Below are 16,017 nucleotides of genomic sequence, written 5' to 3'. Positions count from 1 at the left end.
CCGCTCGCTACGATTTATACGGGGGCCCATAGAAAAAGGCCGGCCAATTTTTGAAAGAGACCTTAGTCAATGAAAGATTCCCAAGCGCGTACGATTTACCTGAAGGATTATCAGGCTCCGGATTATCTGGTGGATCGCACGGACCTCACCTTTGATCTCGACCCCCATGCCACCCTTGTGACGTCCCGTCTAAAGGTCCGGCGCAATCCGGCTGTGGCCCGCGCTGAGGAGACTCTGCCGCCGCTCTGGCTCGATGGATCAGATCTGGAGTTGCTTTCTGTATCGGTTGATGGCGAGCTTCTCCCGGCCCAGCGCTATCAGGAAAAACCCGGTGGACTGGCATTGAGCGTTGACCGGGCGGCGTTCGAATTGGAAGTGCAGACCCGCATTGCCCCGGAAGCCAATACCTCACTCGAGGGGTTGTATCTCTCCAATGGCATGTACTGCACTCAGTGCGAGGCCGAGGGCTTTCGGAAAATCACCTTTTATCCAGACCGGCCGGATGTGATGTCGATATTCACTACTACGATTGTCGCGCCCGCCACATACCCTGTCCTGCTGTCGAATGGCAACAGGATCGACAGCACGACCACCGAGGACGGTCGCTTGCGGGTGACCTGGGAAGATCCGTTTGCCAAACCTTCTTACCTTTTTGCACTGGTGGCGGGGGATTTACAGCATGTGGAAGACCATTTCACAACCTGCAGTGGCCGCACAGTGAAACTGCAACTGTTTACCGAGGCGCGCAACATCGGCAAGTGTGCACATGCGATGGCGTCTCTCAAGCACGCTATGCGCTGGGATGAAGAGGTCTACGGTCGGGAATACGATCTGGATATTTTCATGATCGTCGCGGTAGATCATTTCAATATGGGGGCAATGGAAAACAAAGGGCTGAATATCTTCAATTCCGCTTGTGTGCTCGCCAGCCCGGAAACCGCGACCGACGCCGCTTTTCAGAGAATTGAGGCCATTGTTGCTCACGAGTATTTCCACAATTGGTCGGGGAACCGTGTCACCTGCCGTGACTGGTTCCAGCTCAGTTTGAAAGAGGGCTTTACGGTATTCCGTGATGCGGAGTTTTCTGCGGACATGAATTCCCGGGCGGTCAAGCGCATCGAAGACGTCATCCTGCTGCGCACCTCCCAGTTTGCCGAGGACGCCGGTCCCATGTCCCATCCGGTGCGGCCGGATTCCTATATGGAAATTTCCAATTTCTATACACTCACAGTGTACGAGAAAGGGGCCGAAGTGGTGCGGATGATCCACACGCTTCTTGGAGAGGAAGCTTTCCGGCGTGGCAGCGATCTTTATTTTGAACGCCATGACGGCTGTGCCGTTACCTGTGAAGATTTTGTGGTGGCAATGGAAGATGCCAATAGTGCGGATCTGAAACAGTTTCGCCGTTGGTACAGCCAGGCAGGCACGCCGGTGCTTGAGGTGACAGATGCCTATAGCGAGGCGAATGGGGAGTATTCACTCACAATTCGCCAACACACTCCGGCAACGCCGGGGCAGAATGACAAGTTACCTCTGCATATTCCTGTGAAGATTGGACTTCTGGATGAAAGTGGCAGCCCGCTACCACTCGATGCGTCGGGCCGGGAAGAAATGGTGTTGCATCTCACTGAAGCGGAGCAGACGTTTACCTTCAATGGTATTGCTTCGCGTCCATTGCCATCACTACTGCGAGGATTCTCCGCACCGGTAAAACTTCGCTATGGCTATTCGAGCGCACAGCTGCAATTCCTGATGCGGCATGATTCAGACCCGTTCAATCGCTGGGATGCCTGTCAGCGTTTGGCATTGGATAGCCTGTGCAAACTGCAGCAACAATATCGCGCGGGTGCGGCATTGGAGTCGCCGGACACTTTGATAGAAGGTTTTGCCGCGGTACTGGACGATGTAACACTGGACCCGGCGTTGGTCGCAAAGATGCTGTCGCTTCCCAGCGCGCAGGAACTGGCTGAGCAAGAGGGCGATATTGATGCGGCCGCCATCATCGCCGTGCGCGTCTTTGCCCGCGACGCTATTGCAAAGGCACTTGAAGCACGGTTCCTGGCCCGTTATCGCGCGCTGGATCGGCGCAAACCCTATACCCCCGCGGCGGAAGATATTGCCGAGCGTAGTCTGAAGAATACTTGCCTCACCTATCTGTGTGCCGCCGGAAATGCCGACTCCCTGACACTGGCGAAAACGCAGTTTGAGCGCGGAGAAAACATGACAGATACCGCCGCCGCACTTGCCGCCCTTGTGGAGTTCGGTCCGGAAGAGCAATCAGAAAACTTCCTGGAAACGTTTTATCAGCAGTGGCAACAGGATACTCAGGTGGTGGAAACCTGGTTTGGGCTGCAAAGCGGCAGCGCGAAGTTCGGTGCACTGGAACGAGTGCAGAAATTGATGTCGCACCCGGCTTTTGACGTGAAAAATCCCAACAAGGTGCGCGCCGTAGTCGCGGGGTTTGCGATGCGCAACTTCACCCAGTTCCATCGGGAAGACGGGAGTGGCTACAATTTTCTGGCGGATCAGGTCATCGCACTGGATAAGCTCAATCCACAAATTGCGGCGCGGCTGGTCACACCTCTGACACGCTGGAGAAAATACCGGGCCGAGGAATCCGGGCAGATTCGGGTGGCACTACAGCGTATTTCAGACAGTGGCAAACTGTCTTCTGATTTGTACGAAGTAGTCAGCAAAAGCCTCGGGCAGGACTGATCTCGGATACGGCCGTAGACGGGGCAATGAGGGATCACTATTTTCTTTTCAGACTAATCGAGCGGGCTCCCCCAGCCCGTTTCGCATTACTGAATCAGGTTGTCGATACTTTTTTCCTGCCCGAGTTCTGCAAGCGACAGTTTTCCTTGCTCGAGGAAAAGACGGGTCTGCGAGGTGTAGTCGGGGTGAAACTGCACCACCTGCAAGTCATTGCGGATGGTTGCCACTATAGAATTGATTACCATGAAGTGGCAGAAAATCAGAGTGGTGTGGAACTCTTCATTCTCCCCATGGGAGGATAACTGCAGGAGATAGTCGGTAATGCCCATTCTCCATTCTGTTTGCAAAGGGGTGAGGCTGTCCCAGTGGCTGTTGAGCAGCGTCCGAATCCATCCGCCGCGCTCCGCCAGTTTTACTCCCGCGGGCGATGGGATCTCAATGACCTTTGGCGATTTATCCAGGCGGCATTGCCAGCGCTGGACTAGTGGGGTTGCTGTCTGGATTGCGCGCGCTTTGGGGCTGCTGATCAGCCGTACGCCGCCGCCATCTGGAAACTGTCGGTCCAGATCATCTGCCAGTATCTCCGCTTGCCGCCGGCCGAGGTGTGTCAGGCCCGGGTCGTCATCGGTAGAGGACTTGGCGGCTTCGCCATGGCGAATCAACAAAATCTGATGCAAATCGTCAGCCTTTTTTAGAAGTTTGTGTGAGGTATTCCGGCTGGAAATCCTCAGCGGGATTTTAACGTTTTATTATGAATTTCGCGCGCAGTATTGATCTCTAAAGAAATCCGCCAAGTTTGCTGTCGTCCAGAATCTGCCACACCTGCTGCAGGATTCTTGTGTCTGTCTGTCTATCGTCCGTTTGCCCAAAGCAACGGCTATACCCCAATGCAAAGTCGGGCCAGTCGTCTCCCGGATCTCCGGATTCGGCAAAACTTAGCCATGCATTACGCATGGATTCGCTGAGAATATGCGGCTCCTGCTCACCTCCATAGAGGTGCTGGAGTTCCGGCGCGCCGTGGGTACCGAACACATAGCCAAGCTCCGAGGCGTGGCAGGCGCCGAGCATGGGCTGAGCGCGCAGCGGTTGCGCAAAGTGATAGTGAAAGCACTTACCCTGGTGGGCCTGTAGTAGGCGCAGCCCGGGTACCGTGAATGTCATATCGGTCAGTAACATGTTCCAGGCGCGGCTCCACAGCGGCCATGGATTGTCACCGAGGCATTCTGCCCGCTGCCGATAGTGCTCCAGCAATGGCTGGATCAGCTCGTCCGGCAACAGCGGCAGTAGGTGGTCGCGAATATCTTGATCGTTCAGTGTCAGGGTTTCCGGTCGCGCCGCACTGAACAGGTTCCATTCATCGCTGTTGCTCCCCACTAGCAGGGCCACGCCGGTACTGGCGCCACCGCGCAGAGCGTCTATGGGTGGGCAAGTAATCAGTTCACCATCAAGTACGGGTTTGAAGGGGAGGTGGCCCCAGTGGCGATCGGTTTCAGGATTATTCAGGAGTAACTCCTGGGCTTTGAGCAGCTCTTCGGTTGTGGGCGGAAACCTGATGGGCCTGCCACCCCGCAGGGCCGACAGAATTTCGCAGAATTTTTCCGCCATCGCCGTGGCTTTCTCCGGCTGACTGTAAACGGCGGGATTGCCGCTCTGGACTATCGCCTTATGAAAGAGCGTGCCGCCCAGAGGTATGTGGTTGGCATCCTGCGCCGCAAACAGGCTGGCGATACTCATGGCGCCGGCGGATTCCCCAAAGAGGGTGATGTTGTTCGGGTCACCGCCAAAGGCGGAAATATTGTTCTGTACCCAACGCAGCGCCGCAATCTGGTCCAGAATACCTTCATTACCGGTTGCAGGAATATCGCTCAGTTGTTTCAGCCGGAGGAATCCCAATGCGCCCAAGCGGTAGTTGAGTGTCACCACGATTGCGCGTCCGCTACCTGCGAGGTACTGCCCGTCATACAGGGCCTGACAACCGGACCCTAAATAAAATGAGCCGCCGTGAATCCATACCATTACCGGTAGTTTCCCGTGCGCAGGATAGAGCGGCGCATGGATATTCAGGTAGAGGCAATCTTCATTTTTCGGCTCTTGTCCTTCCGGTCCCCGGATATCAAACAAATGATTGGGGTTTTGCGGTGCGGGCATGGCGAAGCTGCTGGCATTCCGGACTCCGGTCCAGGGGGAAAGTGGCTGGGGCGGGTGCCAGCGTAGCGGGCCGACGGGAGGTTCCGCGTAGGGAATTCCCAAAAACTGTCTTACGGCGCCGGGCCCGTCGGGGCATTCCGGTATGACCCGCCCTTGGAGTATTCCATGGCTCGTTTCGATCAGGACGGCATTCTGATGAAGCTTATCGTCGGATGGGTTTATCTTTCTGGAGTGGGGCATGGCGTTCAGCATCCTTTTCAAAGGGTACACAGGAGCGAACCCTACAGAGGCGATCTCTTTCCGGATTCATCAGTCAGTATAGAAGCGGGTATCACAGGATCGGGTCGGCAGTTTTCATGACCATTTTGTTTCCGGAGAAAAAAATGCGAAAAATCCGCGAATTATCGGTTGCGCGAAATGGCGGGTCGGATATGATGGTTGCCTTCCTGTCAATCGCACAAATAGAGGCCGACGGCAGGCGAGTGGAAAATGTATCAGAAACCTCTCGGTGCAACCGGGTACGGAATCAAATGAACTCTCAGATCAAACGCGTGAACTTATCGGGTTATCGTTGGCAGCGAGCAGCGCTGGCACTGATGGCCCGCGTGCGTCTTTTCTCACTCCATACTTCCCTACCTGAAATGATGGCCGAATATACCCCTCGTGCGGAAATGCTGGTTAATATGCTGTGTAAACATCTGTCCGTTTCCGTGCTGGCCTCCGCAGTGGCTATTCGAGTGCGCGGTATGATTACCTGACAGATTACCAAAATGTGTGTTCTGGAGGGTTTCATCAAGACTCTCCAGGAAAAACCCGGATGGTCTTGGCCTCCGGGTTTTTTTTTGCCGTTAACATGGGAGGATCGGCATGGACAGGCAGTGGTGGCAATCACTCTATGGCTTACCGCCGTTGATATGGATAATTCTGATCGGAAGTTTTTTCGGGCGCGGCACTTATTTTATGGTGTGGCCATTTCTCGCGATTCTGCTGCATGAGAAATTTTCACTGGGACCGGCATATATCGGACTTATTCTCAGTGTATCGGCGATGGCGGCGACTCTGCTCGGGTTCTATATGGGTACCCTGTCTGACAGATATGGCAGGCGCACCATATTAATCCTGGGTACATTGATCAACACCTGTGCGTTTGCGCTACTCGCCGTGGCGGAGTCACTGTCTGCCTTTGTCGTGTCCATTACGCTTTGTTCCATTGGTCGCGCCATCTGGGAACCACCAGCAAGCGCATTGTTTGGTGATCTGATCAAGCAAAAGCAGGTTCGTGAGCTTGCACTGCAGTTTCGCTATTTTCTGATCAATGTGGGGGCTGCACTGGGACCGGTCGTGGGCGTTTGGGTCGGGATCAGTGCGCAGCAGTCCACGTTCGGGCTTACCGCGCTCAGCTACCTTTTTCTCTGTCTCGGCTTTGTATGGGCGTTCCGGTATACAACATCGGGAGTGGCAGCGAGACTGAAGCGGCATCCGCCGACGAGCTTCCGAGCGACCTTGACGGTACTGCGGCGTGACAAAGCTTTTTTGATCGTGGTGTTTGCCAACATTCTTACGCTGTTTATCTACGCGCATATGGATTCCAGCCTGGTGCAGTACCTTACACAAAGTAGTGCTCCCGACTTGATACAGCTGATCTCCAGCATGATTCTGGTGAATGCATCGACGATTATTCTGCTGCAGTTTCCATTGCTGAAATTGATGCGTGCATTGAGTATCAACCGCCGGATTGTGATGGGAATTTTTGTTCTCGCGGCAGGGCAGGTGTGGTTTGCGATCAATCCGGTCCACTGGTTCTATGGCTGGTTGGGTGCGACCTTCGTTGTGAGCGTAGCCGAAACAATTTTGTTCCCGACAATGAGTATCCAGGTAGACCGGATGGCTCCCGATCATCTCAGGGGTAGCTATTTTGGCGCGACGTCTTTTTACACACTTGGCTGGTCAAGTGCGCCGTTGGTTGGGGGTTTTGTAATCGAGAAGTGGAGTGGTTCGTCTCTCTACTGGGGAACCTTTCTTCTGTGCGGGCTGGTTTTGTTTCTGTATTTCCGAAGCGGTCGGATCACAGATACTTCACCAGCATCTGATCCGTCGCCAGTGTCTACGGAGCGTTCCGCAGCACTGTGAATTCAGGGCGGTTACTGCGTCGAACTATGATGAGAACACCTCGCATTTCCGACGCAGTAATTTGTTTTGTGGCGGAACTTTACACCTCTTGTTTGGCATTCAATTCCGATTCATGTGCTCAATTGGCAGCATGCCATTGCTCTGCTTGAAATAAGCGAATAACTCAGCCATACCGTTATATAAGTGGTCAAAAAATGATCACTTAGTGCGAAAACTGTTCTTGGGGGTCTTGGGGCGCCAAAGCACAAATTCGCCAAATCGAGTTGGGGCTCCGTCACGGGATGACGGATAAGCAAGGGTAGGCAGGATGCAAACACATGTAGTTGATAAATCCAGCGGCACCCTGAGTTCGTTTGATTCCGCCAACGTGGTTTTGAACGCTCCGGGGTACGTCAAGTTGGCACTGTCGCAGGATGACATTATTTCGTTTTCCAGATCCGGCGATGATCTGATCATACAGCTGGCGTCCGGGGAAATAATTACCATCGAGAATTTTTATCTCGCGGATTCGGGCGATATCGCTAGTGATCTCTTCTTGGAGGATCCTGAATCTGGCGAGATATTGCTTGCTCAGCAAGGAGCCGATGGTTCAATACTTTCGATGGCTCAGGCGAGCAGCAGTACGGGCTTCGCTGGCATCATTCCTCCTACGGGGGAAATTGTTTGCCCGTGGGTATGGGCGGGTTTAGCCGCGTTGGGCATCATCGCGATTGCTAATGCCGACGATGATGACTCCTCCGGACCTAGCTTCTCGCCATACGTCCCACCACCCCCGCCGCCACCCCCGCCCCCCGCGCCACCGCCCCCGGACGGGGATGCTGACGCGGACTCTGATGCGGATGCGGACGCAGATACAGACGCGGATGCCGATGCGGATGCTGATACCGATGCGGATGCCGATGCGGACGCCGATGCTGACGCCGATGCTGACGCCGATGCTGACGCCGATGCGGATGCCGATGCCGACGCGGATGCCGATGCCGACGCGGATGCTGACGCCGATGCGGATGCCGACGCGGATGCCGACGCGGATGCCGATGCGGATGCCGATGCCGACGCGGATGCCGACGCCGATGCGGATGCCGACGCGGATGCCGACGCCGATGCCGATGCGGATGCTGACGCCGATGCGGATGCCGACGCGGATGCCGATGCCGACGCGGATGCTGACGCCGATGCGGATGCCGACGCGGATGCCGATGCGGATGCCGATGCCGACGCGGATGCGGATGCCGACGCGGATGCCGATGCGGATGCCGATGCGGATGCCGATGCGGATGCCGATGCCGACGCGGATGCCGACGCCGATGCTGACGCCGACGCCGACGCCGACGCCGACGCCGACGCCGACGCTGACGCTGACGCGGATGCCGACGCCGATGCGGATGCCGATGCCGATGCGGATGCCGACGCCGATGCGGATGCCGATGCCGATGCGGATGCCGATGCCGATGCCGATGCCGACGCCGACGCCGATGCGGATGCGGATGCCGACGCCGATGCCGATGCAGACGCCGACGCCGATTGCGACGAGCACTGCCACTGCGACATCAATGTGGATGTTGATATCGACATTGAGTGCGATGCCGACGCAGATTCAGACGCGGACGCGGATGCAGATTCCGACAGCGATTGGGTCTACAGCCATCAAATAAGCCTGCATGGGATTGATGTCGATGTTGAAATCGCGGTGGATATCGACAAAGGGTTTGGTCCACCTACCGACGGCTGTGATAAGGGCTGCTATATCGACATCTATGTTGATATCGACATCGGCATAGATTGCGACTTCGGACACTGCCCACCGGACTATGGGGTAGCGATGTCGCCCGATGGTGAGGAACCCAGTGGTGATTTCATGGCGGTGCCACTCTATGGACCGGATAACGGAGTCGCACTGATGGCATCTCAGTCAGAGTTTGGTGGCCAGGGAGCACTTGACGCCACGCTCGAAGAAGCGCTTGAGAAAGCCATAGAACTGGCTGAATACAGTGACGATCCTGGTAGTTCCGATTCAACACATCAGAGCGACACTGGAGCGTACGTCAGTCTCGAAGATCTGCTGGAAGACTTTGTCCAAAGTGATCTTCTTTCGACGGAAGCTCTGGGCAGTCTGTTGGGTGACGCGAGCTCAGCCCAGTCCGAGCCTGGACTTACTGCAGAGATCATGACGCCAGACATGAGCGACCCGACAGCGGATCTGTGGACGCAGAACGGGTACCACGAGCTGTAACATACTCGCTTTCATACGCCCCAGTTGATATGGGCGACTCAGACACCGGGCTAAAAACCCGGTGTCTTTTTTTTGCGCCCAGGAATTCCAGTACTGATGCCATCTGCTTGAAATCAACGAATAACTCAGCCATACCATATGTTCTTGATCAAAAAGAGGGCATGTTGTCCAAAAACTGTTCTTTAGGTTTTCGATGTCAGAGAAAACCTTCATCAATTGGATCTGGGCTTCATCATAGGATGATGAAAAAGTAAGGGTAGGCAGGATGCTAACGCAGGTAGTCGATAAACTGGACGGCACCTTGACATCATTTGATTCCACTAGAGTGGCTTTAAATTCTTCAGGGTTTGTCAAATTACCGTTGTCGCAGAGCGACATTATTTCGTGGAGCCGATCAGGCAGCGACCTGATCATTCAATTGGCTTCTGCAGAAGTCATCATGATCGCGAATTTCTTCGGTCCCGATACGGTGGAAACACCGACCGAACTTTTTCTGGAGAATCCCAACACGGGTGAAGTGCAGATTGCGCAGTATTCAGCGGATGGAACAGCATTATCGTTTGCCTCGGTAGAGGGCAGCTCCGCTTTATCCGGGAATACAGCCGGTAGTTTGCTAAATGTATCTTCGGGGTTGTGGGCGGGGCTATCGGCATTGGGTATTGCTGGCGTGGCATCGTCTGATGGTAACAATTCTTCCAGCGCGGGCTTCGCCGTTTCCCCGCCGCCTGCGCTATCACCCTCCCCGAGCATGCCTTCGCCGATTCCCCCGGATTCGGAGGACGACACCGATGCGGATGCAGACTCAGATGCCGACGCCGACGCCGACGCCGACGCCGACGCCGATGCCGACGCCGATCCAGACACTGATACCGGCGAGGATGACAACACCGACGATGGCGATGACTGTGACGATCATTGTCATGATCTATGCGATATCAACGTGGATATTGATGTAGATATCAGTCTTGAATGCGATCCCCAAAATGATCCTGTGTCGGTCTCTAATGGGGACTGGGTCTACACCCATCAGGTAACTTTGCACGGGATTGACGTCTACGTTGATATTGCAATGGATATTGATAGCAACCTTCCGTTGACCGCTGTAAACGGCGACGGTGGCTGCTATATCGATATCGACATTGATGCCGATATCACCCTTAGTTGCGATATGAGCCAGTACACACCGATAGAGTCGCTGGTACCGGTGAGCGGGCAAGAGATATCGCCCGCCTTCCGCGATACGGTTGAGGCCAGGCTCGAAAATGCACTTGAAGAAGCAATACAGCTGGAAGGATTGCTTATTGGTGATGGTGCGGACTGTGGCTGTTCCGGCTCAACAAACCAGGAGGGCGGTGGGTCGTATGTCCAACTGCAAGATTTGTTGATTGATTTTTTCCATAGTGACTTCCTTTCGGCGGAAGAACTGGGCAATCTGCTTGCAAATGTCAGTGACATTCAGCCCGCTGCGGCCAATGATGCCGAGATACTGCCGCCGGATACGTATGATCCGATGGCCGGTCTCTGGTCACAGAATGGAGTCTACGAGCTTTAATCTTTTCACGCTCAATTATTCAGTTGATATTCACGCCTCAGACGCCGGACCCACGTCCGGCGTCTTTATATTGAACTAGACTTAGCGCGGTACTAGGGAAATATCCGGCTGCGTTCTGCCAGCGTATTCGCATCAGGCGTGGCATAAAAAAGTGAATAAAAGTGACCCAGGAATACGCGAAGCCGAGGCCAGGAAAAACTGTGCGCAGTGAACTCCACAAGGTCTTTCTGAAGAAAAAAATTCCACTTAGAGTGATTTTCGCGACATTTCTCGTTGCTGCCGGGACTGTATATGCGGCGGATTCCGAATTGGAATTTCAGGTGATCAGTCCAGCCCGGTTACATGGAGAAGTTGCCGAAAGTCCGCTCTATAGCGCGCGGCCTCTTAATCCGTCGCTGGCCGGAAGTGCCAGTGCCAGGCAGGTCGGTATGCGCGAAGCCGTCCAGAGTGCCGTTGAGTGGCATCCCGCAATTGGTGAATCCGTTGGTGAGTTACATCGCCAGCAACAGAATATCCGAGCCGCAAAGGCTGGCTATTATCCCCAGCTGAATGTCGGGATTGTTGGAGGCTATGACAGCAAGAATGACGGCAACGGCGATGGTCATGCTGTGCAGCTGTACCTGTCACAAGTCCTATACGACTTCGGAAAAATTTCCAGCAGCGTGGACGCTGCGACTGCCAGCGCCCAGGCTTCTCAGGCGCGGGTACTTCAACAAATCGATCAGGTAGCGCGGGATACCGCCCAAGCGGCGATCGAAGTACAGCGCTATCAAGCGCTGGTGAAGTCCGCCGAGGAGCAGGTTCAGGGAGTGTCGGCGATTTCCCGGCTAGTGAATCTGAGGAGTCAGCGTGGTGCGAGCTCGCGTTCCGATGTGCTTCAGGCGCAATCCCGCATTGAATCCGCAAAGGCCACGCGGCAGCAGCTTGAGGCACAATTGGCGCGCTGGCGCAGCGTTTTGCAGAACCTGATGGGGACGGAACAGCCGGTAGCGCTCACCGCGGGAATTCCTGAATCCGTTGTGCACGGGTGCCAGATTGATCCTATGCAGGCCAGCTACGCTCCAGCTGTACTGCTTGCAGAAGCCCAGCGTGCGGAAGCGGTGGCACAGCTGCGGGAAGCCAAAGCTCAATCCTGGCCCACACTCTCTCTTGATGGCAGTGTCAACAGCTATCTGGATCAGGAATACGTGGATACCAATGCTCTGAACGACCACGAAAGCGCCGTATTTCTAAACCTCTCCATGCCGATCTATCAGGGTGGCCGCATTTTTGCGAATCGGGATGCAGCGGGCTTTGCATTGCGTGCTGCGGAAGCGGCCAAGGACAACGCGCGGCTCAGTGTGGTTCGCGATCTGCGTATATCGCAAAGTCAGAGCGACGGACTTTCGAGAAGTGTCTCAATACTTGACGCACGCCTTCGCGCGATTGCGGAGACTCGGGATCTTTACCAGCAGCAGTACTCAGCACTGGGAACCAGAACACTGGTTGAACTGCTCAATTCGGAACAGGAGCTCTACCAGGCGCGTATAGAAAAAAATAACACCGAGTACGACTTGAATAAGTTACAGGTGGATTGCCTCTATACCGTCGGCGAAATCCGAAATGCATTTGATCTCCAGGGGCGCCCTATCCAAGGCGTTGAGGTATTACCCTGATCCCCTTCGGTGGTATATCAGAAGAGCGTAAAATGGAAAGTCCCCAGAAAGTAATTGCGGATTATGTTCAATGGGTGGATGCCGTACTTTGTGTTGCCAGGCACTATCGGCTTGAATTTTCAGAAGAAAATATACGGATTGCGTCCCAATGGGGGCAGGAGGATCCTGTTGAAAACGTAGTGCGAAGTATGGCGCGGCAGGCTGGGCTGGTTGCCAGGTTTACCGAGTTTGATTCCAGCATGTTGAGCCCGTGGCGCCTTCCGCTGGTTGTTCAGCTGCGTAGTGGCCAGATAGGCGTCATTGAAACCATCGATGCGAACGGAAGTCTGTCGGTCGTGTTCAGCGGTGATAAGGGGGCGGCATCGGCGATTAAAGCTGACGCCATGGCTTCCCAAATCAGCACCGTAGTGGTTCTGCGTCCTTCCCACAACGTGGCCGATGTTCGCGTCGATGACTACATCAAGCCCCAACAAAAGCACTGGTTCAGGTCGATCATCCTGCGGGACCTTAAGCCCTACACTCATGTAATGATTGCCACTACGGTGGCTAATATTCTCGCGCTGTCCGGAATCCTCTTTTCCAAGCAGGTGTATGATCGGGTCATACCCGCAGAATCTATACCCACGCTCTATGTACTCTTCAGCGGTGTCATGATTGCCGTGTTCTTTGATTTTTTGATGCGCGTAAACCGCATTAAGGTTACCGATCTGTTGGGTAAACGGGCGGATATTCGAGTGTCCGATCTCGTTTACGGTCACGCTGTGCGGTTGCGCAGCAGCGCTAGGCCCAAGTCGACTGGTGCGTTTATTTCCCAGATTCGGGAGCTGGAGAAGGTTCGGGAGATGGTAACGTCAACCACCATCCTTGCCATGGCGGATATGCCGTTCTTTTTCCTATTTCTTGTGTTCATGTGGTATGTGGCAGGCCCTCTCGCGCTGATTCCCCTAGTGGCACTGGTGATGTTGATTGTGCCCGGCCTACTGGCGCAGGGAAAACTTGCCCAGCTGGCCGGAGAATCCATTCGGGAATCTTCGTTGCGCAATGCCATGCTGGTGGAAACCGTGCAGGGAATGGAAGATATCAAGGGGCTGCAGGCGGAACAACGATTCCAACAGCAATGGAACCACTACAACGCGGTCACCGCCGAGTCGAATCTCCGGCTGAGAGGGCTGATTGGTAAGCTGGTTACCTGGACCCATAACATCCAGTCGTCTGTATTTGCCGTTATTGTGCTCTTTGGCGCCCCCATGGTGATGTCGGGGGATATGACGGCCGGTTCGCTGGTAGCTGCCTCGATTCTTGGATCACGCATGATGGCGCCGATGGCGCAGATCACCCAAGTGCTGAGTCGTTGGCAGCAGGCAAAGTATGCATTGAAAGGTCTGGATCAGATAATGCAGTTGCCGGTGGACCACCCGGAGGGGAGTAAAAAGGTGCATCTCTCCTACGTTGCAGGGAATTACCAGTTGCACCAGGCCGCGTTCAAATACGGCGACGATGCCAGTATCCCGGCATTGAGCGTGGCGTCGCTGCAGATCCGGGCCGGTGAACGCATCGGCATATTAGGACGCAACGGAGCGGGCAAATCCACGTTGTTGCAGGCCCTCTCTGGACTGCTGGAGCCGAGTGCCGGAGAAATTACTCTGGAGGGGGTCAGCTTCGGGCATATCGATCCGGCGGATACACGTCGGGATATCGGTTTGTTGACCCAGAATGCCAACCTGTTTCACGGAACACTGCGTGAAAATATCACTCTCGGAGCACCCGGTGCATCCGACCGGGAAATTATTGCGGCATTGGACTTGTCGGGCGCTCTGGAATTCGTACGCAAGCTTCCCAAAGGCATGGATCACGTTGTACTTGAAGGTGGTCTTGGGCTTTCCGGCGGCCAGCGTCAATCACTGCTACTTGCCCGGCTATTTATCCGAAACCCGAATGTAGTACTGCTGGATGAACCGACGGCCTCTCTGGACGATGTCACGGAAAAACGATTTATCACAAAGCTCAAGCGCTGGGTAGAGGGGCGGACACTTGTCCTTGCCACTCACCGAAGCAGTACGTTGCAACTCGTAGACAGGATACTGGTAGTGGACAATGGGCAGGTGGTGCTTGATGCACCCAAGGCGGTCGCTTTACAGAAACTGGCTCAGGTTGCCACATCCGAGTCCAAATCCTCGGATACCAATGCCCAACAGGGACGTGAAAAGGTGAACGGATGACCAGCGTGACCCCAGTTTCACAAAGCCCGGAATCCGCGATCAGCCGTGCTAATACAGCACCTCAGGAGGCTGCGAACATCGCGATTCTCGAGGCGGATTTTCACAATGCTGGTGCGCATTACTGCGAGGGCTCAGACGAAGCGCGACTCTCTCAGTCCCGCCGCGTCATTTGGGTGTTTTTCCTGTTGCTTGCCAGCTTCATTACCTGGTCTTACTTCGCCAAAGTGGATGAAGTCTCCAAGGGAGCGGGCAAAGTAATTCCGACCTCCAGAGCGCAGGTGATCCAGTCGCTTGAAGGAGGGATTCTCGCACGGCTCAATGTTGCCGAAGGCGATATTGTTGAGCAGGGTGAAGTACTCGCGCAACTGGACCCGACAAAAATCCGTTCCAATGTCGAAGAAAGTGAAGCCCGCTATCGGGCCGCGCTAGCCAATGCCGCCAGACTTAGTGCGGAGGTGAATGGTACGGAGCTCAAGTTCCCTGAGGCGTTATCAAATTATCAGGATTTGATTCTCAAAGAAAAGAGACTTTATCAAACGCGGCAAAAAAGTCTTCAGGATTCCCTGTTCAGTCTTAAAGAGGCCCGCGACCTGATCCAGAGTGAGCTTTCAATAACCCGGGATCTGGTTAAGTCCGGTGCAGCGAGCAATGTCGAAGTGCTGAGGCTAAGCCGGCAGAAATCCGAACTGGACCTGAAAATCAAGGATGTTCAGTCTGAATATATGGTGCGCGCACGGGAAGAGTTGGCGAATGTCAGTGCGGAGGTTGAGGCCTTGTCCTCTATCATCGAAGGGCGCGCGGATTCCCTCACCAGGCTGACACTTAAATCACCGGTGCGAGGTATCGTCAAGGACATTGAAGTGACGACTATCGGCGGTGTAATTCCTCCGAATGGCCGCCTGATGGAAATTGTTCCGCTAGATGACCGCCTGTTGATTGAGGCAAAAATATCACCCAGGGATATCGCGTTCATTCATCCAGGACAGGATGCCAAGGTCAAGATAACTGCATATGACTACAGCGTATATGGTGGGCTGGATGGGAAAGTTACCATGATATCTCCCGATACCATTCAGGATGAAACCAAACCCGGTGAATATTTTTATCACGTATTGATTCTGACGGATGCCGATGCGCTGATTAATCGGGATGGAAAGGAGTTTCCGATTGTGCCGGGTATGGTGGCGACCGTGGATGTTAAAACCGGATCAAAAACCATATTTGACTATCTGGTAAAACCGTTTAACCAGGCGGGAGAGGCGCTTCGCGAACGCTGATCCGGCTTTTGCAACTTTTTGGCTGTTTAGATAGTTGGGAAATCACATGCTTTGTATTTGATCCTGGCTATCCATGCTGTCGCTTTGC

At 54.5% G+C, this 16,017-nt stretch carries 10 protein-coding genes; 8 read left to right on the top strand and 2 right to left on the bottom strand.

The window, feature by feature from the left end; all coding sequences use genetic code 11:
- The first annotated feature begins 69 nt into the window (after positions 1 to 69).
- A complete protein-coding gene (gene pepN / locus GNX18_RS07235) occupies positions 70 to 2,715 on the top strand; it encodes an aminopeptidase N (protein WP_166216570.1) in 2,646 nt (881 codons plus the stop codon).
- An 86-nt stretch (positions 2,716 to 2,801) separates the two neighbouring features.
- Here pepN and GNX18_RS07230 read toward each other — a convergent pair whose 3' ends face one another.
- Both GNX18_RS07230 and GNX18_RS07225 read right to left on the bottom strand, forming a co-directional pair.
- Entirely contained in the window at positions 2,802 to 3,392 is a 591-nt protein-coding gene (locus GNX18_RS07230; protein ID WP_166216567.1) for a histidine phosphatase family protein, read from the bottom strand.
- Positions 3,393 to 3,492: 100 nt separating this feature from the next.
- Positions 3,493 to 5,103 carry a carboxylesterase/lipase family protein gene (locus GNX18_RS07225; protein WP_138234915.1) on the bottom strand — a complete coding sequence of 537 codons (1,611 nt, stop codon included), beginning with the start codon at positions 5,101 to 5,103 and terminating at the stop codon, positions 3,493 to 3,495.
- A 116-nt stretch (positions 5,104 to 5,219) separates the two neighbouring features.
- Between GNX18_RS07225 and GNX18_RS07220 the strand changes: the two genes are divergently transcribed.
- The 7 genes from GNX18_RS07220 (at position 5,220) to GNX18_RS07190 (ending at position 15,929) form a co-directional block, all read left to right on the top strand.
- Positions 5,220 to 5,621 carry a hypothetical protein gene (locus tag GNX18_RS07220; protein ID WP_138234914.1) on the top strand — a complete coding sequence of 134 codons (402 nt, stop codon included), beginning with the start codon at positions 5,220 to 5,222 and terminating at the stop codon, positions 5,619 to 5,621.
- A 109-nt stretch (positions 5,622 to 5,730) separates the two neighbouring features.
- Positions 5,731 to 6,993, top strand: a complete 1,263-nt coding sequence (locus tag GNX18_RS07215) for an MFS transporter (protein WP_138234913.1) — start codon at positions 5,731 to 5,733, stop codon at positions 6,991 to 6,993.
- A gap of 307 nt (positions 6,994 to 7,300) precedes the next feature.
- On the top strand, positions 7,301 to 9,226 hold the full coding sequence (locus GNX18_RS19775; RefSeq protein ID WP_166216564.1) for a BapA prefix-like domain-containing protein: 1,926 nt from the start codon (positions 7,301 to 7,303) through the stop codon (positions 9,224 to 9,226).
- 265 nt (positions 9,227 to 9,491) lie between these two features.
- A complete protein-coding gene (locus tag GNX18_RS07205) occupies positions 9,492 to 10,778 on the top strand; it encodes a BapA prefix-like domain-containing protein (protein ID WP_166216561.1) in 1,287 nt (428 codons plus the stop codon).
- A 428-nt stretch (positions 10,779 to 11,206) separates the two neighbouring features.
- Positions 11,207 to 12,433 carry a TolC family outer membrane protein gene (locus GNX18_RS07200; RefSeq protein ID WP_240914280.1) on the top strand — a complete coding sequence of 409 codons (1,227 nt, stop codon included), beginning with the start codon at positions 11,207 to 11,209 and terminating at the stop codon, positions 12,431 to 12,433.
- A gap of 32 nt (positions 12,434 to 12,465) precedes the next feature.
- Positions 12,466 to 14,652, top strand: coding sequence for a type I secretion system permease/ATPase (locus GNX18_RS07195; RefSeq protein ID WP_166216555.1), 2,187 nt, complete (start codon positions 12,466 to 12,468; stop codon positions 14,650 to 14,652).
- Positions 14,649 to 15,929 carry an HlyD family type I secretion periplasmic adaptor subunit gene (locus GNX18_RS07190; protein WP_166216552.1) on the top strand — a complete coding sequence of 427 codons (1,281 nt, stop codon included), beginning with the start codon at positions 14,649 to 14,651 and terminating at the stop codon, positions 15,927 to 15,929. The genes GNX18_RS07195 and GNX18_RS07190 overlap by 4 nt, the downstream gene beginning before the upstream one ends.
- Positions 15,930 to 16,017 lie beyond the last annotated feature (88 nt).

This window comes from Microbulbifer sp. SH-1 (genome assembly GCF_011326135.1).
GTDB lineage: Bacteria > Pseudomonadota > Gammaproteobacteria > Pseudomonadales > Cellvibrionaceae > Microbulbifer > Microbulbifer harenosus.
This window is presented reverse-complemented; position numbering and strand designations above follow the sequence as displayed.

Coding starts and splice junctions, on each gene's coding strand:
- GNX18_RS19775 (WP_166216564.1), top strand. CDS start 7,301: ATGCAAACACATGTAGTTGATAAATCCAGCGGCACCCTGAGTTCGTTT.
- GNX18_RS07195 (WP_166216555.1), top strand. CDS start 12,466: ATGGAAAGTCCCCAGAAAGTAATTGCGGATTATGTTCAATGGGTGGAT.
- GNX18_RS07205 (WP_166216561.1), top strand. CDS start 9,492: ATGCTAACGCAGGTAGTCGATAAACTGGACGGCACCTTGACATCATTT.
- GNX18_RS07215 (WP_138234913.1), top strand. CDS start 5,731: ATGGACAGGCAGTGGTGGCAATCACTCTATGGCTTACCGCCGTTGATA.
- GNX18_RS07200 (WP_240914280.1), top strand. CDS start 11,207: ATGCGCGAAGCCGTCCAGAGTGCCGTTGAGTGGCATCCCGCAATTGGT.
- GNX18_RS07190 (WP_166216552.1), top strand. CDS start 14,649: ATGACCAGCGTGACCCCAGTTTCACAAAGCCCGGAATCCGCGATCAGC.
- pepN (WP_166216570.1), top strand. CDS start 70: ATGAAAGATTCCCAAGCGCGTACGATTTACCTGAAGGATTATCAGGCT.
- GNX18_RS07220 (WP_138234914.1), top strand. CDS start 5,220: ATGACCATTTTGTTTCCGGAGAAAAAAATGCGAAAAATCCGCGAATTA.
- GNX18_RS07225 (WP_138234915.1), bottom strand. CDS start 5,103: ATGCCCCACTCCAGAAAGATAAACCCATCCGACGATAAGCTTCATCAG.